At 71.4% G+C, this 17,935-nt stretch carries 16 protein-coding genes; 10 read left to right on the forward strand and 6 right to left on the reverse strand.

Features of this window, described 5'->3' with window-relative positions; all coding sequences use genetic code 11:
- Window positions 1-148 precede the first annotated feature (148 nt).
- Window positions 149-934 (reverse strand): LOG family protein, encoded by a 786-nt coding sequence (locus ABT025_RS37150; RefSeq protein WP_351003094.1) that lies wholly within the window; start codon window positions 932-934, stop codon window positions 149-151.
- Between the two features lie 95 nt (window positions 935-1,029).
- The gene (dapE, locus tag ABT025_RS37155; protein ID WP_351003095.1) at window positions 1,030-2,109 is read right to left on the reverse strand and encodes a succinyl-diaminopimelate desuccinylase; all 1,080 of its coding nucleotides are present in this window, start codon (window positions 2,107-2,109) and stop codon (window positions 1,030-1,032) included.
- Window positions 2,110-2,144: 35 nt separating this feature from the next.
- On the opposite strand from dapE, the gene ABT025_RS37160 reads away from it, so the two are divergent.
- Window positions 2,145-3,086, forward strand: a complete 942-nt coding sequence (locus tag ABT025_RS37160; protein WP_351003096.1) for a hypothetical protein — start codon at window positions 2,145-2,147, stop codon at window positions 3,084-3,086.
- 286 nt (window positions 3,087-3,372) lie between these two features.
- Window positions 3,373-3,786, forward strand: coding sequence for an ATP-binding protein (locus ABT025_RS37165; protein WP_351003097.1), 414 nt, complete (start codon window positions 3,373-3,375; stop codon window positions 3,784-3,786).
- Between the two features lie 83 nt (window positions 3,787-3,869).
- Here ABT025_RS37165 and dapC read toward each other — a convergent pair whose 3' ends face one another.
- Together dapC and fdxA are read right to left on the reverse strand one after the other, a co-directional pair.
- Entirely contained in the window at window positions 3,870-4,964 is a 1,095-nt protein-coding gene (gene dapC / locus ABT025_RS37170; protein ID WP_351003098.1) for a succinyldiaminopimelate transaminase, read from the reverse strand.
- Window positions 4,965-5,093: 129 nt separating this feature from the next.
- Window positions 5,094-5,414 (reverse strand): ferredoxin, encoded by a 321-nt coding sequence (fdxA, locus tag ABT025_RS37175; RefSeq protein WP_018956287.1) that lies wholly within the window; start codon window positions 5,412-5,414, stop codon window positions 5,094-5,096.
- Window positions 5,415-5,531: 117 nt separating this feature from the next.
- On the opposite strand from fdxA, the gene ABT025_RS37180 reads away from it, so the two are divergent.
- Together ABT025_RS37180 and ABT025_RS37185 are read left to right on the forward strand one after the other, a co-directional pair.
- The gene (locus tag ABT025_RS37180; protein WP_351003099.1) at window positions 5,532-6,533 is read left to right on the forward strand and encodes a GNAT family N-acetyltransferase; all 1,002 of its coding nucleotides are present in this window, start codon (window positions 5,532-5,534) and stop codon (window positions 6,531-6,533) included.
- A gap of 166 nt (window positions 6,534-6,699) precedes the next feature.
- A complete protein-coding gene (locus ABT025_RS37185) occupies window positions 6,700-7,539 on the forward strand; it encodes a transglutaminase family protein (protein ID WP_351003100.1) in 840 nt (279 codons plus the stop codon).
- A gap of 32 nt (window positions 7,540-7,571) precedes the next feature.
- Here ABT025_RS37185 and ABT025_RS37190 read toward each other — a convergent pair whose 3' ends face one another.
- A complete protein-coding gene (locus ABT025_RS37190) occupies window positions 7,572-9,587 on the reverse strand; it encodes a GTP-binding protein (RefSeq protein ID WP_351003101.1) in 2,016 nt (671 codons plus the stop codon).
- Window positions 9,588-9,990: 403 nt separating this feature from the next.
- Between ABT025_RS37190 and ABT025_RS37195 the strand changes: the two genes are divergently transcribed.
- The 3 genes from ABT025_RS37195 to thrS all read left to right on the forward strand — a co-directional run bounded on the left by ABT025_RS37195 (window position 9,991) and on the right by thrS (window position 13,148).
- Window positions 9,991-10,788, forward strand: a complete 798-nt coding sequence (locus tag ABT025_RS37195) for a hypothetical protein (RefSeq protein ID WP_351003102.1) — start codon at window positions 9,991-9,993, stop codon at window positions 10,786-10,788.
- 191 nt (window positions 10,789-10,979) lie between these two features.
- Window positions 10,980-11,732, forward strand: a complete 753-nt coding sequence (locus ABT025_RS37200) for a class F sortase (protein ID WP_351003103.1) — start codon at window positions 10,980-10,982, stop codon at window positions 11,730-11,732.
- A gap of 117 nt (window positions 11,733-11,849) precedes the next feature.
- A complete protein-coding gene (thrS, locus tag ABT025_RS37205; protein ID WP_502972121.1) occupies window positions 11,850-13,148 on the forward strand; it encodes a threonine--tRNA ligase in 1,299 nt (432 codons plus the stop codon).
- A gap of 268 nt (window positions 13,149-13,416) precedes the next feature.
- On the opposite strand, the gene ABT025_RS37210 is transcribed toward thrS, so the two are convergent.
- Window positions 13,417-14,619 (reverse strand): MFS transporter, encoded by a 1,203-nt coding sequence (locus ABT025_RS37210; protein WP_351003104.1) that lies wholly within the window; start codon window positions 14,617-14,619, stop codon window positions 13,417-13,419.
- An 80-nt stretch (window positions 14,620-14,699) separates the two neighbouring features.
- Between ABT025_RS37210 and ABT025_RS37215 the strand changes: the two genes are divergently transcribed.
- From ABT025_RS37215 to ABT025_RS37225, 3 genes are all read left to right on the forward strand, one after another.
- The gene (locus ABT025_RS37215; RefSeq protein WP_351003105.1) at window positions 14,700-15,278 is read left to right on the forward strand and encodes a sugar O-acetyltransferase; all 579 of its coding nucleotides are present in this window, start codon (window positions 14,700-14,702) and stop codon (window positions 15,276-15,278) included.
- A gap of 14 nt (window positions 15,279-15,292) precedes the next feature.
- Window positions 15,293-15,850 carry a TetR/AcrR family transcriptional regulator gene (locus ABT025_RS37220; RefSeq protein ID WP_351003106.1) on the forward strand — a complete coding sequence of 186 codons (558 nt, stop codon included), beginning with the start codon at window positions 15,293-15,295 and terminating at the stop codon, window positions 15,848-15,850.
- Between the two features lie 512 nt (window positions 15,851-16,362).
- The coding region (locus ABT025_RS37225; protein WP_351003107.1) for a pectate lyase-like domain-containing protein at window positions 16,363-17,935 on the forward strand (1,573 nt) is incomplete at its 3' end.

A 17,935-nucleotide genomic window follows, 5' to 3' on the forward strand; every position in this document is an offset into this window, starting at 1 on the left:
GGTCCGCCGCGGGCGGTGTGCGCCTGCGGCGGGCCCGCCACCCACCCCGGCCCTTCGCTTCCCGTGACCGGGGCTCCGCTCCGGCCCCCGCGCCTCGAACGCCGGCGGGGCCGGGGGGAAGCGCCGAAAGGGCGGCGGGGGAACGGCCTCAGCGGCCGACCTCCTTCGTCACCAGGCCGACTGCCTCGTCCACGTCGTCCGTGACGTGGAACAGCAGCAGGTCCTTCGACGACGCCTTGCCCTGGGCCACCACCGTGTCGCGCAGCCAGTCCACCAGGCCTCCCCAGTACTCCGTACCGAACAGCACGATCGGGAAGCGGGTGACCTTGCCCGTCTGGACGAGGGTGAGGGCCTCGAAGAGCTCGTCCAGGGTGCCCAGGCCGCCGGGCAGGACGACGAAGCCCTGCGCGTACTTCACGAACATCGTCTTCCGGACGAAGAAGTAGCGGAAGTTGACGCCGATGTCGACATGCGGGTTGAGGCCGGACTCGAAGGGCAGCTCGATGCCGAGGCCGACCGAGACGCCCTTCGCCTCCCGCGCCCCCTTGTTCGCCGCTTCCATCGCTCCGGGACCGCCCCCGGTGATCACCGCGAAGCCCGCCTCGACGAGCGCCCGGCCGATCCGTACGCCCGCCTCGTACTCCGGTGTGCCGGCCGGTGTGCGGGCGGAGCCGAAGACGCTGATGGCGCTCGGCAGTTCGGCGAGCGCGCCGAAGCCCTCGACGAACTCCGACTGGATGCGCATGACCCGCCACGGGTCGGTGTGCACCCACTCGGAGTCGCCCTCGGAGTCCAGCAGCCGCTGATCGGTCGTGCCGGGCTGCACCTGGTCCCTGCGGCGCAGCACCGGGCCGAGCCGCTGTTCCTCGGGCCTGACCGCTCCCTCGGGGATCTCCGCGCCCTCAGGAATCCGTGCGTCCTCCGGGTTGCCCATGATCTGCTCCCTACGCCGACGTCAGAGCCCCCTGCGGCGCTCTGTCCCAGGCCAGCGTAGATCCCCGGAGGTTACGGACAGGGGAACGCCCGAGGTCAGGTCGTGAGCCAGGAGCGGAGCCGGTCCTCGCAGTGGGTGATCAGGTCGATCCGCACGTGCTCGTTGCGCTTGTGCGCGAGGACCGGGTCGCCGGGGCCGTAGTTCACCGCGGGCACTCCGAGCGAGCCGAAGCGCGCCACGTCCGTCCAGCCGAACTTGGGCCGGGCAGTGCCTCCGACGGCGTCCATGAAGGCCTTGGCCGCCGGGTGGGAGAGGCCGGGCATGGCCGCGCCGGAGTGGTCGTCGACGGTGAACTCGGCGACGCCGCAGTCGGCGAAGACCTCGTGGACGTGGGCGACGGCCTGCTCGGCGCTCAGGTCGGGGGCGTAGCGGTAGTTCACGACGACCGTGCAGGCGTCGGGGATGACGTTGTTGGCGACGCCGCCCTCGATCCGTACGGCGTTGAGGCCCTCGTGGTACTCCAGCCCGTCGATCACCGGCTTGCGCGGTTCGTACGCGGCGAGCCGGGCGAGGACGGGAGCGGCGGCGTGGACGGCGTTGGACCCCATCCAGCTGCGGGCGGAGTGGGCCCGCTCCCCTTCCAGGCGGAGGAAGACGCGCAGAGTGCCCTGGCAGCCGCCCTCGACCTCTCCGTTGGAACCCTCCAGGAGGACGGCGAAGTCCGCCTTCAGCCAGTCGGGGTGGGCGTCCGCGATGTGCCCGAGGCCGTTGAGGTCGGCGGCGACCTCTTCGTTGTCGTAGAAGACGAAGGTGAGGTCGCGGTTGGGCTCGGGCACCGTCGCGGCGATCCTCAGCTGGACGGCGACTCCCGACTTCATGTCGGAGCTCCCGCAGCCCCACAGCAGACCGTCCTCGTCGAGCCGGGAGGGCACGTTGTCGGCGATCGGCACGGTGTCGATGTGACCGGCCAGTACGACGCGTTCGCCGCGGCCCAGGTTCGTCCTGGCCACGACGTTGTTGCCGTGCCGGTCGACGGTCAGGTGCGGAAGCGTCCGCAGCGCCGACTCGATGGCGTCGGCGAGGTCCTTCTCCTCCCCGCTGACCGAGGGGAAGTCGACGAGCCACGCGGTGAGGGCGGGCCCGTCCGATGTGAGGTCAAGCGTGCTTTCGGCCATGGCTACGACCCTAGTGCCTCGCGTACGGTGGCCCCGTGCCCCGGACCGTTGCCCCAGCCCGCCGACACACCGCCCGCAGCCGCCGTCTGCGCATCGTGGCGGCCTTCGCCGTGCTCGTGGCGGTGGCCGGGTATCTGACCGTGCAGTACGTGACGGGCAGCAGAGGCTCCGACCAGTGCACCGTGCGGTCGGCCGACGGTTCGGCGGGCGAGGAGCGCACCTACCGGCTGAGCTCGGAGCAGGCGGCGAACGCCGCGACGATCTCCGCGGTCGGCACCACCCGCGGCATGCCGGAGCGCGCGGTGACGATCGCGCTGGCGACGGCGCTGCAGGAGTCCGGGCTGCGCAACATAGAGCACGGCGACCGGGACTCGCTGGGCCTCTTCCAGCAGCGCCCCTCGCAGGGCTGGGGCACCGAGAAGCAGATCCTGGACCCGGTCTACTCGGCCGGGAAGTTCTACGAGCACCTGGCCGAGGTCCCCGGCTACTCGCGGCTGCCGCTCACCGTGGCGGCGCAGCGCGTCCAGCGCAGCGGCTTCCCGCAGGCCTACGCGAAGCACGAGCCGGACGCCGCGCTGCTGGCCGCCGCGCTGACCGGCCGGACACCGACGGCCCTGAACTGCGAGCCGCCGCGCAGCACGGCCGGGACGGGCGGGATGACGGAGGTCCGGGCCTCGCTGGTGCGCTCCTTCGGCAAGGCCGTGCTGCCTTCCGAGGACGCCGCGGGCACGGAGCCCCCGGCCGCCGGTGCGACCGCGGGCGTGCTCTCGGTGCCGGTGGATACGGCTCTCCGGTCCGGCAAGGGCGGTGCTCCGCAGCGCGGCTGGGAGCTCGCGCACTGGGCGGTCGCCCAGTCCGAGGCGCTCGGCATCGACGAGGTCGCGTACGCGGGAAAGCAGTGGAGCTCCGGGGCCGGCTGGCGGACGGAGCAGAAGGAATCGGGCACCGCCGCGGTCCGCATAAGCCTCGTACGGTAGTACGACCCGTCACCCGCACAGGGGGTCCGCACCTTCCCCCGGCGGGCTCCGCACAGCCTCCCGCTCATCGCCTTCCGTGCGCACCCATTCCCTTGCGGGCAAAGGGAAGTGACGGTTCGGCGGGTGGCCGCTGAATGCATTGTTTGCCCGGGTTCCTCCGTTGCGGATTATCCGACGCATTGCCCGATCTTTACCCCGGCCCACCGCAACTTCTCCCTCCCCCAAGACGGTTGTCATGGCGTCCGACCCACGGACACCAGCATTCCCACCCCGTCGAAGGAGCATCATGTCCCTCCCCCTGACCCGTCGGATCGCCCGCACCGCGCTGCTGATCGCGGCGGGTGCGGCCCCCGTGGTCGGTGCGGCCGGTGCCGCAGGTGCCGCGGAGCTCCCGCAGGCCCCGGAGCTCGGCGGTCTCACCACCGTCGAGGGTGCCGGACTCGGCAAGGCCGTCGAAGGCGCGGCCGCGCCCGCCACCGACACCGCGGGCAAGGCCGGCGGCAAGGTCGTCGGGACCACCCTGCCGGTGGCGAGCAAGACCCTCGGCGAGACGGGCGCCAAGGCCGCGCCCGCGGCCGAGAGCGTCAGCAAGGCCGCCGAGGGCGGCGCGAGCGGCACCCTCGGCGACGCGACCGGTGCCGTCACCAAGGGCGGCCTGCCGACGCAGGGTCTCCCCACCCAGGGCCTGCCCATCGGCTGATCCGCACCACGCCCGTACATACGGAAACGCGAGGGCCTCGGGGGTGCGCACTCCCGAGGCCCTCGCGTTTCCGTATGCCGGACTCAGCCCAGTCGCTTGACCGCGGCCGCGACGCGTTCGTCGGTGGCCGTGAACGCCACGCGCACGAAGTGGTCGCCCGCCGGCCCGTAGAAGTCCCCGGGCGCCACCAGGATGCCCAGCTCCGCCAGGTACGCCACGGTGTCCCAGCAGGGCTCGTCGCGAGTCGCCCACAGGTAGAGGCTCGCCTCGCTGTGCTCGATCCGGAAGCCGTGGGCCTCCAGGGCCGTGCGCAGGGCCGCGCGCCGGTCGGCGTACCGGGTGCGCTGCTCGGCGACATGGGCGTCGTCGCCGAGCGCCGCTACGGTCGCCGCCTGGACGGGGGCGGGCGTCATCATGCCGCCGTGCTTGCGGATCAGCAGCAGCTCGCTCAGCACGGCCGCGTCGCCCGCGATGAAGGCGGCGCGGTATCCGGCCAGGTTGGAGCGCTTGGAGAGCGAGTGGACGGCGACGATGCCCTCGTACGTACCGCCGCAGACGTCCGGGTGGAGCACGGAGACCGGCTCGGCCTCCCAGCCCAGCTCCAGGTAGCACTCGTCGCTGAAGACCAGCACATCGTGCTCGCGCGCCCAGGCCACGATCCGGGTCAGCTCGTCCCGGGACAGCACCTTGCCGGTCGGGTTGGACGGCGAGTTGAGCCAGAGCAGCTTGAGGCCGGCCGGGTCCAGCTCGGTCGGGTCGTCGTAGGCGACGGGCTCGGCGCCGCAGAGCCGGGCGCCGACCTCGTACGTCGGGTAGGCGAGCCGCGGGTAGGCGACCTTGTCGCCGGCGCCGAGGCCGAGCTGCGTCGGCAGCCAGGCCACCAGCTCCTTGGAGCCGACGACGGGCAGCACGTTCTCGTGCGTCACCGAGACCGCGCCCAGGCGGCGCTCCACCCAGCCGGTGAGGGCGTCTCGCAGGGCGGCCGTTCCCCACACCGTCGGATAGCCGGGGCTGTCCGCGGCGGCGACGAGCGCCTGCTGGATCAGCTCGGGCACCGGGTCGACGGGCGTGCCGACGGACAGGTCCACGATGCCGTCCGGGTGGCTCTCGGCCGTCGACTTGTAGGGCGCGAGCCTGTCCCAGGGGAAGACCGGGAGGCGGGAGGAGACTGCGGACACGGATCTCTGCTTTCTCGTACGAGGGTTCACGCGGGCGGCACGGCGGCGCGGAGGCTGCCGGGAAAACACCTCGGTCCCGCACGGTGACGAGCCGTACGGGACCGGGGCGACGCACGTGCCGGGACGCTGCTACTGGTTCTGCGGCGGCAGCGCGGCGATGAACGCGTGGTCGCGCTCGATCAGACCCAGCTTGGAGGCACCACCCGGCGACCCGAGGTCGTCGAAGAACTCGACGTTCGCCTTGTAGTAGTCCTTCCACTCCTCCGGGGTGTCGTCCTCGTAGAAGATCGCTTCGACCGGGCAGACCGGCTCGCAGGCTCCACAGTCGACGCACTCGTCCGGGTGGATGTACAAGGACCGCTGGCCCTCGTAGATACAGTCGACGGGGCACTCTTCGATGCAGGCCTTGTCCTTTACGTCGACACAAGGCTGCGCGATGACGTAGGTCACGCTGTCGTTCCTCCTCGGTAGGGCGTTGGCTCTCGCGCGGGAGCGCGGCGTCGTCGATGCCCGCACCTAGTATCTCCGTTCCCGGGCACGATCCGAACAGGAGGGGCGGACAGAGCTGTGGAATTCACCATGGGCGGACGGCTGGAGGTCCGAATTGCACCGGCTGACGTGGGCAAACGGGTATCAGTCCGGCGCGTGACCGAGGACGGCCCCCAGGGTCCGAAATTCACCGACACGGTCGGTGTTCTCACATCCTGGAACACGGGTGTGCTCTCGGTCACACCGAAGAACGGTGAGTCCGTTCAGATCCCCGAATCGTCCCTGGTCGCGGGCAAGGTCGTGCCGGCCGCCCCGGCCCGCCGGCGTGGTCCGGCCGCCTCCTTCGCCGAGCTCGCCCCCGTGTACGCGCGGGCCTGGCAGCCCGTGGAGAGCGAGCCGCTGGGTGACTGGTTGCTGCGCGCCGCCGGTGGTTTCACCCGGCGTGCCAACTCCGTACTGCCGATCGGCGATCCGGGCGTGCCGCTCGACGCGGCGCTCGGGCGGGTCAGGCGGTGGTACGCGGACCGGAACCTGCCCGCGTACATCCAGACCGCGACCGGCGCCGAGGGCGCGCAGGAGGAGTTGTGCGCGGCGCTGGAGGGCCACGGGTGGCGGCGCGAGGTGACCGCGGAGGTGCGGATCGCGGCGCTGGCACCGATCGGCGATCTGGCGGCCGAGGTGTCGCGGGTGCGGCTGAGCCGTGCGGTGGACGATGCCTGGCTCGCCCGCTACCAGCGCGTCGGGACGCCCGGCCCGGAGGTGGCGGCGGTGCTGGGCGGTGGCCCGTCGGTGTGGTTCGCGACCGTTCCGGGCGAGGCAGGGGACGAGGCACCCGCCGCGATCGGGCGGTGCGTGGTGGACGGACGGTGGGCCGGCTTCATGGCCGTCGAAGTGGCTCCCGAGCACCGCAGGAAGGGGCTCGCCACCACCGTCATGACCGCGCTGGCCCGGCAGGCGATGGACGAGGGCGCGTCGGCCGCGTGGCTCCAGGTGGAGGCGGACAACGACGGCGCCCGTGGGCTGTACGACGGGATGGGCTTCGCTACGCACCACCTCTACCACCACTTCCGGGCGGCCTAGTGCCGCTCGTCCGGACGGTGCCGGGCCCGCGGGGCCCGGGACGCACACCTGCCGCGTTGCCGCCGTCCGCCGATGCTCCGCGGCGGCTCCCTCCTCCGCCCTGCAGCCGCACGCGCCGGACCCCGCTCCCCGATCCGGCCTGATCCCGACGAAAGGCCATGACGCGATGGCTCCAGAGAGGCACGACAAGGACGAGTTGCGCCGCCGGTTCGCCGAGGAGGCGCGGGCGGAGCGGCCGGATCTGGCGCTGCTCTGCCTCCTGCTCGGCACCGAGGCCGATCCCGCGCTGGACGCGAACGGGACGGACGCGGCCCAGATCGAACTGGACCGGCTCGCCGGTCTGCTGCCGTACGGTCTGCGCGGCGGCCACGCCTGGGCCTCGGCGCTGGCCGGGCTGCTCGGCGAGCGCCTCGGGTTCCGGGGTGCGTCGGCGGACTACCAGCGGCTGGAGTCCTCGCTGCTGCACGAGGTGCTGCGTCGGCGGCGCGGGCTGCCGATCCTCCTGTCGGTGGTGTGGATCGAGGTGGCGCGGCGGGCGGGCGCCCCGGTGTACGGGGTGGCGCTGCCGGGCCATTTCGTGGTCGGTTTCGGGGACCCGGCGGAGCGGGTGCTGGCCGATCCGTTCGCCGGTGGGCGGCCGCTGACGGACCAGGACGCGGAGCTGCTGGTGACGGGCGCGACCGGGGAGCCGCTGGAGGCGTCGATGCTGGTGCCGGCGCAACCGCTGGAGATCGTGCTGCGGATCCTGAACAACATCCGGGCGTGGGCGGCGGCCCGGCCCGAACGCAACGACGTGGCGCTGTGGGCGGTCGAGCTGTCCCTGCTCCTGCCGTCGCACCCGGCCAGGCTGCGTTACGAGCGGGCCCAGCTGCTGGTCCGGGGCGGGGAGTTCCTGCGCGGGGCGGCGGAGATGGACGAGTACGCGCAGGTGGTCGCGGACGTCGACCCGGCTGCCGCGGAGGCGGTGCGCCGAAGCGCGCGGGCGGCTCGGGCGATGCTGAACTGACGGGCACCCCCGCGGGGGTGCCCGGGCTCTCCTCAGTCCTGACCGCCGCCCGCTCGCCTCACCGTGTGCAGCAGGTACTCCTTCCGGTTGAGCGGGTTGTGGTCCGTGCGGGAGCGCTGCGGGACAGTGCCGGTGACGGGGCGGTGGGTGTCGAAGGAGGTCTCCAGCATTCCTTCGCCGCGCGTCAGCCCCGGGAGCCGTTGCTGGAGTTCATGCACCCGGGCGGCCGGGATCTCGCCCTCCAGTACGCAGCGGTTGCCGTCGACGGACGGGGGGCCCGGTACGGCCCGCAGGTGGGCGAGGGCCGGCAGGAGCGGTCCGAGCGTGTCCGTGGGGAGCTCCGCCCGGAAGCGGTGCATCGGCTCGTACACCGTGGTGCCGGCCTGCCGGAGCGCGGCCATCAGGACCAGCGGGGTCAGAAGGCGGAAGTCTCCGGCGGTGCTCGACATGGACTTGTCGAACACGGCGTGCGAGTGGCTCTGCCGGGGCCAGTAGCCGGAGTGCGTCATCGTGACCGTGCAGTCGGTGACGCGCCAGCCGTACAGACCCTCTCCGAGCGTTTCGACGACGGTCTCCTCGACGGCTCTCATCAGGGAGTACGGCATCGAACCGAGCTCCACCTCCAGCCCGTAGGCCACACCGCTGCCCGGCGGGGCGGGATCGACGCGCAGTCCGACCGTGGCGAGAAACGGGTTGTCGTCCTTGTCGATGATCTCGAACGCGGCACCGGTACCGGACGGCTTTTCCAGGCAGATGGTCGTCGTTCCGCGGAAAGCGGCATCGATTCCGAATTCGTCCGCGAGCGTCGCCTGAATGACTTCCTTCTGCACTTCACCGTAGAGCGAGACGGAGACCTCCTTACGGATGTCGTCCTGCCGCAGATTGATCAGCGGGTCCTGTTCGGCGAGCTGCGCGAGCGCGAAATGCAGTTCTCCCCGGGAGGCGGGCGGGGCGGGCACCACCACGGATTCCAGCGTCGGCGGGGCGAAGTGGTGCGCGGTGCTCGCCGCCCGGATGTCGCCGACCGCGTCGCCGATCCGGATGTCGCCCAGCCCGCGGAGCTTCACGATCTGCCCCGGCCCGGCCGAGGCGGCCTCGGTGTCCGTGCCGTCGGCGAAGACCCGGATGCCGGTCACCTTGCCCTCGGACACGTCGTCGGGACCCTGCCCGAACGTCGGCCGGTCGCGGGTGCGTACGGTCCCCGAGAACATCCGGACCCACGCGAGCTTCTCGCCGGCCCGGCCGCGCTCGACCTTGAAGACGGTGCCGGAGACCGGTCCGTCCGCTTCGCCCCCGGCCGCGGGCAGCAACTCCTTGATCCCGTCGGTCAGGGCGGCGATACCGTCGCCCGTGACGGCCGAGCCGAAGTACACGGGGTGGACGAGTGTCCGCCTGGTCTGCGCCGCCAGTTCCGCGCGGAGCCGGGCGGGCGCGAGTTCCTCGCCGTGCTCGACGTACGCGGCCAGCAGGGCGTCGTCGTGCTCGGTGAGCAGGTCGGCGAGCCGGCCCGTGAGCCGGGGGTCGTCGTCGGCGTACGGCACGCTGCGGGCGTCGCGGGTGCCGAGGCCGGTGACGGCAGGTCCCATCGCGACCGCGTGCGGCGTGAGCTTCTCCGCGATGTCGCGCAGCACCTGGTCGTAGCGGGCTCCGGCCCGGTCCGTCTTGTTCACGAAGACGAGCGTGGGGATACGCAGACGCTGGAGCGTCCGCATCAGTACACGGGTCTGGGCCTGCACACCCTCCACGGCGGAGATGACCAGCACCGCACCGTCGAGCACGCTCAGGACGCGTTCCACCTCGGCGATGAAGTCCGGGTGGCCGGGCGTGTCGATCAGGTTGACCGTGACGTCGTCGAGCGCGAACGAGACGACCGCGGACTTGATCGTGATGCCGCGCTTCCGTTCGAGCGCGAGGGAATCGGTCTGCGTGTTCCCGTCGTCGACGCGGCCGATCTCGTCGATGATTCCGGCGGTGTGAAGCAGCCGCTCGGTCAGGCTCGTCTTACCGGCGTCGACATGCGCCAGAATTCCAAGATTGAGCGTGTGCACGGAACTCCATGTTCTCAGCGGTGGCGTGAATTCCCGTCTGAACGAACATGTGAGGTCGGCGCATGGAAATCTCCTGATTCCGTCGGCTGGTGCGGCGAGTACAACAGCGGGCCGGCCTGCGGCGCAACCCATTTACCGGAACCGTGAGCGCCGCCGCGCGGTGAGGCTCCGTCAGCGAACGGGGGACCGGGCGGGGGCCAAACCTCTCCCCGGCGCGCCGTGCCGTCCAACGGGTGATTATCCGTTCTTCGCCACTCGATGGGCCCACGCCGTAGCTCGAATGCGGAGCTCCCCGATGGCGCGCTCCGGACTCCGGGCTGACGGTGGATCACGTAGCCACTGCGCCACTCTGAGTCGACGCACCGTCACTCTTCGCAGTCGCGACGAAAGGAAACGTGTTCAGATGCGCTCTGCCCGCACACTGTTCGCTTCGGCCGCCGTCACGGCGGTCCTCACGATCACCGCTCCCTCCGCGTACGCCATGACGGCGGGCGACTGGGAGCACGACAGCGGTTCGTCCTCCAGCAGCGAGGACGGCGGCTGGACGAAGGACAAGCCCAACGGCGGCGTCCACACCGGCGGCGGCGCCCTGGCCAAGACGGTCGCCGGCGACGAGCACGGCAAGTCGGACGACGAGGGCTGGAAGAAGGACAAGCCCAGCGGTGGCGTCCACACCGGCGGCGGCGCGCTGTCGATGACGGTCGCCAAGGAATGGCAGCCCGGCAACGACGAAGAGGGCGGCTCGTCCGACTGGAAGAAGGACAAGCCGAACGGCGGCGTCCACACCGGCGGCGGCGCGCTGTCGTCGACGGTCGCCAAGGAATGGCAGCCCGGCAACGACGAAGAGGGCGGCTCGTCCGACTGGAAGAAGGAGAAGCCCAGCGGCGGCATGCACGCCGGTGGTGGCGCCATGTCGATGACGGTCGCCAAGGAGTGGCAGCCGGACAGCGAGGAGGCCGGCAAGACCGAGAAGCCCGCGAAGAGCGAGAAGGCCGAGAAGGCTGAGAAGTCCGAGAAGAGCGAGAAGAGCGACGAGGGCTGGAAGAAGGACAAGCCCAGCGGCGGCGTGCACACCGGCGGTGGCGCGATGGCCATGACCGGCGGCGGCCTGGCGGCCGGTTCGCTGCTGCTCCTCGGTGGTGTCGGTGTCGGCGCGTACAAGGTGCGCCGTCGTCAGGCGTCGGGCGGCGCGATGGCCTGACCCGGCCGCACCGCGAGCGCTTCGCTGTCGCGGCCGCCGTCCCTCCGGACGGCGGCCGCGGCGCCTTCGTTTTCCCCGGGGACTCCCGCCCGGATCAGGCCCGGGCCGCACGGCCCGTCCCCGACCGGACGGGAGGGCCCCGGCCCCACGCCATCACCGCACCGCCCCGCACGGACGAAAGGCACGCTCCCATGGCCGCCCCGCAGTCGCCCGGTTCCCCCTCCCCCCGGACTGCCTCCGACACCGTCACCCTCGGCCGCGCCCTGCTCTGGCCCGCCGCAGTGGCCGGGCTCGGCATGCTCCTGATCTACAACTCCATCGGCCCCTCGGCCGACGACAAACCACCCGCCCCGTTCGCCGCGGCGGCGCCCGCCGCCCCGGCTCCTGCCGCTCCGGCCCCCGTCTCCTCACCGGCCGCCGCCGTACCCCGGCAGGCCTCCCCCGCCCCTGTTCCCTCCTCCAGCACCGCGCCGGGCCTGTCCCGTTCCGTACCGACCCGGCTCAAGATCCCCGCCATCGCGGTGGACGCGCCCTTCACCCCGCTGTCGGTCGGCGCCTCCGGCCGCCTGGACGCCCCTCCCCCGAACGACAAGAACCTGGCGGGCTGGTTCAAGGGCGGGGTGACGCCCGGCGAGCGCGGGGCCTCGATCGTGGCAGGCCACGTCGACACGATGACCGGCCCCGCGGTCTTCCTCCAACTGCGCTTCCTGCGGCCCGGATCGACGGTCGACATCACGCGCGCGGACGGCACCGTGGCCACGTTCAAGGTCGACACCGTCGAAACGTTCAGCAAGGCGAAGTTCCCCGACAAGCGGGTGTACGCCGACACCCCTGACGCCCAGTTGCGCCTGATCACGTGCGGCGGCACCTATGACAAGAAGGCCAAGGACTACGAGGACAACGTGGTCGTGTTCGCGCACCTCGACTCGGCCAAGAAGGGATGAGCCGCCGTGCTCCCCCGGCGAAAATCCCCGTGCACCGGACCGCCCGCCACTGCTAGCGTCCCCCGCATGAAGCGGGCTGCCATGACGACGACGCCGGAGAGTGTCCCGGCGCGCTGACTGCTGACCAGTCCGAAGCCCCGGGGCGAGTGCCCCGGGGCTTCTGCTTGCGGTGACTCGCCCTTCGTACGCGAGGAGACCGCCATGCACGACCACCGCAGACTCGGCCGCGAGCTGGAGCTGTTCGACACCGACCCGCTGATCGGCGCGGGTCTTCCGTACTGGCTGCCGGACGGTGCTGCGCTGCGGCACACACTGGAGGAGTACATCCGCGCCGCCGAGCGGCTGGCGGGCTACCGCCACGTGTACTCGCCGGTGCTCGGCAAACGGGAGCTGTACGAGATCTCGGGGCACTGGTCGCACTACAGCGACGACATGTTCCCGCCGATGGACCTGGGCGGCGAACAGGTCGTACTGCGGCCGAGCCTGTGCCCGCACCACGCGGTCATCTACCGCTCCCGCTCCCACAGTTACCGCGAACTGCCGTTGCGCATGGCCGAGCTGGGCGGCATGTACCGCTCCGAGCTCTCCGGGGTGCTCGGCGGGCTGACCCGGGTACGGGCCATCCAGCTGAACGACGCCCACATCTTCTGCACCCTGGACCAGGTCGCCGGGGAGGCGCGGGCCGCGCTGGACATGATCCGCCGGGCGTACGAGGCACTCGGCATCCGGCCAGCCCGCTTCCGGCTCTCACTGCCGGGGCCGGGCGGGAAGTACGTCGCCGCGCCCGAGATGTGGCAGCGCTCCACCGCCCTGCTGACCGAGGTCCTCGACGCGTCCGGGTTGCCGTACGAGGCGGTCGGGGGCGAGGCCGCGTTCTACGGGCCGAAGATCGACGTACAGGTCGCCGACGCGGCGGGCCGTGAGTCGACCCTGTCGACCGTCCAGGTCGACTTCCACCAGCCCGAGCAGTTCGATCTGCACTACATCGGCGCGGACGGGGCGAAGCACCGGCCGGTCATGGTGCACCGCAGCATCATCGGCAGCGTGGAACGGGCCGTCGCCCACCTCATCGAGCAGCACGGCGGCGCGTTCCCCGCCTGGCTCTCCCCCACCCAGGTCGTGGTCCTCCCCGTCTCCGACGCCGAACTGCCGAACGCCGAGGACCTCGCCGGCCGTTGCCTCGCGCTCGGGCTCCGCGCGGAGGTCGCCGCCCGGGACCGCGGCAGCCTGGGCGCCCGCATCCGGGACGCACGGCTGGTGCCGTACCAGGCGGTCATCGGGGCAGCGGAAGCCGCGGACGACCGGGTGGCGCTGCGACTGCGCGACGGGCGCCGGCTCGACCCGCTGCCGGCCGCGGAGGCACTGGCACGGATCGGAGCCCTGGTCGCCGCGCACAGCACCGGCCTCTGGGACTGAGACTGTCCGGCAAGTCCCGGGGGGATTCCCGGCGGGGCAGCCCTTGGCGCCTCTCGTCCGGATCGGGCCGGCCCGCGGGGTCCGGCATGATCCGGACGAGAGGCCTGAGGGCTGCCCCGTAATCCCTGGCGGGCGCGCGACGACAGCTACGGCACCTCGCCGCGTTGTCGGAACGTCCGAACACATCCAGTAGGCGGACTCTCCTCCGCCTTGCGATGCACCGCGTCCGACGCCGCGCGCCGATCCACCACGGATTACGGGACAGCCCTTAGCCGGCCACGGGCTCCGGTTCCGCGTTGGTGCGGCGGGCGGTGCCGAGCGCCCCTGCCAGCGTGGACGCGACGATCAGCAGGGCGAGGACGACGGTCATCGTGAGCCGGAGCCCGATGTGGTCGGCGAGGAAGCCGAGTGCGGGCGGGCCGACGAGGAAGGCGACATAGCCCGCGGTGGACACCGCGCCGACCCGTGCCGCCGCGTCGTGCGGGTGGTCACCCGCGGCGGACACGGTGACAGGGAAGCCGAGCGAGGCGCCCAGGCCCCACAGCACCGTCGCGGCACCCGCCATCAGCGGGCTCGGCGAGACGATCACCACCGCCAGGCCCAGCGCGGCGATGACCGCGCTGATCCGGACGACCCGGACAGGGCCGAAGCGCTCCAGGAGGGGGCCGCCCGCGAAGCGGCCGAACGTCATCGAGGAGGCGAAGACCAGGAAGGTCAGCGAGCCGGCGGTGGCACTCACCTCGTATCCGTCCACCATGAGCAACGGCAGCCAGTCGTTGGCAGCCCCCTCCGCGAAGGCCATGGCCAGCACGATCACCCCGATGAGAACGAGCCGCCGGTCCCGCCACACCGCGAACTGGCCCTGCCGCCCGTCCGGTCCGTCGGCGCCGGCCTCCTCCTTGCCCGTGCCGTGCGGGATGGCGCGGACGGCCAGGACCGCTGCGGCGGCGACGAGCACCGAGACGACCGTCAGATGCCATCCGACGGGGAACGCGACGGCGGTCAGCGCCATACCCAGCAGCGCCCCGACAACGGTGCCCAGGCTGAAGCAGCCGTGCAGCACCGGCAGCACGGGCCGGCCGATGACGCGCTCCACGTCCGCGCCCTCGATGTTGAACGCGACCTCCGCCAGCCCCATCCCGCCGCCGAAAAGGGCCAGTCCGCAGAAGACCCCACCCGCCAGCGCCAGACCGGTACCGGCCGCGACGACCAGCAGCCCGGCGACGATCAGTGCCGCGCCGACGGTGATGGCGGCCCGGCCCCCGTAACGGCGTACGAGCGGGCCGGAGGCGGTCACACCGGCCATCGAACCGGTGGACAGGCCGAAGAGCACGAGCCCCATCGCACCGGTGGACACGTCCAGTCCGTCCCGGACGGCCGGGGTGCGCGCCACCCAAGAGGCCATGCCGGTTCCGGCCGCAAGCATGAAGAGGAACAAGGCGGCACGCCGACGGCGTGTTGCGGCATCCATGACAGCGGGCCTCGGCAGTTCAGAAGGGGAATCCAGCAGGAGCGTACGATCGTACGCCCTTGGAGTGTACGATCGTACCCATGACGGACCACTTCGCGGGAGACCCGCGTACGAACCATGAACGGATGCTCGCCGGGGACCTCTACATCGCCGACGACCCCGCCATCGTGGAGGCCCAGCGGCGGGCGGTGCGGCTGGCCGCCCGGTATCTGGCGGCCTACACCGAGGACCCGGACGCCGCGCAGCCCGTCGTCGCCGAACTCCTCGGCGGTCTCGGTGCCGGTGCGCACATCCGGCCGCCGCTGTACGTGGACTACGGCTCGTACATCACGGTCGGCGAGGACACGTTCATCAACTACAACCTCACCGCCCTGGACGTGGCCCCGATCACGATCGGCCGCGACTGCCAGATCGGGCCGAACGTCCAGCTGCTCACCCCCACCCATCCGGTCGAGCCGGAGCCGCGCCGGGACAAGCTGGAGGCGGCGAGGCCGATCACGATCGGCGACAATGTCTGGCTGGGCGGCGGCGCGATCGTGCTGGCCGGAGTGACCATCGGGGACAACAGCGTCATCGGTGCGGGAGCCGTCGTGACCAAGGACGTCCCCGCCAACGTGGTCGCGGTCGGCAACCCGGCCCGGGTGATCCGCTCGATCTAGACAAGGGAAACGCCGTGGCGACCGGACAGAACGACCCCGAACGGCGGGAGCGCATCATCACCGCCGCGCTCGACCTGATCGCGGAGGAAGGGGTCGCCGGGACCTCGCACCGCAAGGTCGCCGCCCGCGCCGGTGTGCCGCTCGGATCGATGACGTACCACTTCGGCGGCATGGACGAACTGCTGCGGGAGGCGTTCATACGCTTCTCCAGCAGCATTGTCTCCGTCTTCGAGGAGCGACTCGGCGCCGCCTCCACTCCCGACGAGGCCCGGGAGGCGGTCGCCGATCTGGTCCACCACCTGTCCGGCGGCAACCAGCGCGAGCTCGTCCTCACCCACGAGCTGTACACCCTCGCCGCCCGCAAGCCCGCCTACCGTGAGCTGACCCGGGAGTGGATGCGCCGCAGCCGCGTCGCCCTGGAGTGGCACTTCGACCCGGCGACGGCCCGTCAGCTCGACGCACTGATCGAGGGGCTGTCCATCCATCGCGCCCTGGAGACCGAGCCCCACGACCGCGCCCTGACCGTCGAGGCGATCGCCCGCATCACCCGGGCTCACGGCGCGCGTCCCTGACGCACGCCCCCAAGACTCCTGGCCGGCACCCCACCTGACCAAGGTGCCGGCCAGGACACTCCCTTGGTTCGCTGTCCCACCCGACGGACGGCGGGCTCCCTGCCCCGGCTGGCGCGAGGCGCACAGATGCGAACTCACCTCCACCTCGGCCGCGTTGCCCAGCCGACGGCCCCACTGCTCGCGCCCGCTCCGCCGGGAGCGCGTCGTGGTGGCCAAACGTGGTCGGCTCCGCGCTCACGTATCGGGACACGCCGTTCCCAGCACGCACGCCAGGTTCGGCAACATCATCTCCTGAACTCAATCGCACCCCGAACTGAGCGCGAAACGGGTCAATTGCCTTTCTGCTGACGTTAATTATTGCGCTCAGATGGATCGACTGAGGCTCCTGTTGCACACCTCTTGACGTTTCCCGGGTGACAGCGGAACCATCAACACCCGTCAGAGAGCGCTCTCAGAGGCTCTCCGAAGAGCTCGTCGTGTCACCCGTACCACGACTCAGGAGACGTACCCCCATGCATGTTCCCCCCACGGAAACCCCCACAACTCCCCCCACGGGAGCCCCCACCGCATCCCGGCGCAGGCGCCGGACCCGCTCGTTCGGGTTCGCCGCGTTCGCCGTCTCCCTGCTCATGGCCGTCCCCACGGCGCAGACCGCCTTCGGCGAGGACGCGCAGGCCATCGAGGGCGGCGGCGATCTCGGCCCCAACGTCATGGTGTTCGATCCGTCGATGCCCGACATCCAGGCCAAGGTCGACGAGGTCTTCAAGCAGCAGGAGTCGGCCCAGTTCGGCAGCGGCCGCTACGCGCTGATGTTCAAGCCGGGCACGTACAACAACCTCAACGCGCAGATCGGGTTCTACACCTCGATCGCCGGGCTGGGACTGAACCCGGACGACACCACGTTCAACGGTGACGTAACCGTCGACGCGGGCTGGTTCAACGGCAACGCCACGCAGAACTTCTGGCGTTCGGCGGAGAACCTCGCGCTCAACCCGGTCAGCGGCACCGACCGCTGGGCCGTCTCACAGGCCGCCCCGTTCCGGCGGATGCACGTCAAGGGCGGGCTCAACCTCGCGCCCGACGGCTACGGCTGGGCGAGCGGCGGGTACATCGCCGACAGCAAGATCGACGGCCAGGTCGGGCCGTACTCGCAGCAGCAGTGGTACACCCGGGACAGCTCGGTCGGCAGCTGGGGCAACGGCGTCTGGAACATGACGTTCTCCGGCGTCGAGGGCGCACCCGCCCAGAGCTTCCCCGAGCCGCCGTACACCACCCTCGACAACACCCCGGTCTCCCGCGAGAAGCCCTTCCTCTACCTGGACGGCGCCGACTACAAGGTGTTCGTCCCCGCCAAGCGCACCAACGCACGCGGCACTTCATGGGGGAACGGCACACCGCAGGGCGAGTCGATCCCCCTCGACCAGTTCTACGTGGTGAAGCCCGGCGCGACCGCCGGGACGATCAACGCAGCGGTGCAGCAGGGCCTGCATCTGCTCTTCACACCCGGCGTCTACCACGTCGACCAGACGATCGACATCGACCGCGCCGACACCGTGGCACTCGGCCTGGGCCTTGCCACGATCGTCCCGGACAACGGGGTCACCGCCATCAAGGTCGGTGACGTGGACGGTGTGAAGCTCGCCGGCCTGCTCGTCGACGCCGGCACCACCAACTCCGACACGCTGATCGAGGTCGGCCCGGAAGGCGCGTCCGCGAGCCACGCGGACAACCCGACGTCGCTGCAGGACGTGTTCGTGCGGGTCGGCGGCGCGGGCGCAGGCAAGGCCACCACCGGCATGGTCATCAACAGCAACGACACGATCATCGACCACACCTGGCTGTGGCGCGCCGACCACGGCGAGGGCGTCGGCTGGGAGACCAACCGCTCCGACTACGGCCTCCAGGTCAACGGGGACAACGTCCTGGCGACCGGCTTGTTCGTCGAGCACTTCAACAAGTACGACGTGCGCTGGTCCGGCGAGAACGGCAAGACGATCTTCTTCCAGAACGAGAAGGCGTACGACGCCCCCAACCAGGCCGCCGTCCAGAACGGCAGCACCAAGGGGTACGCGGCCTACAAGGTCG

The sequence above is a fragment of the Streptomyces sp. NPDC002809 genome (assembly GCF_040295435.1).
In the GTDB taxonomy this organism is placed as follows: Bacteria; Actinomycetota; Actinomycetes; order Streptomycetales; family Streptomycetaceae; genus Streptomyces.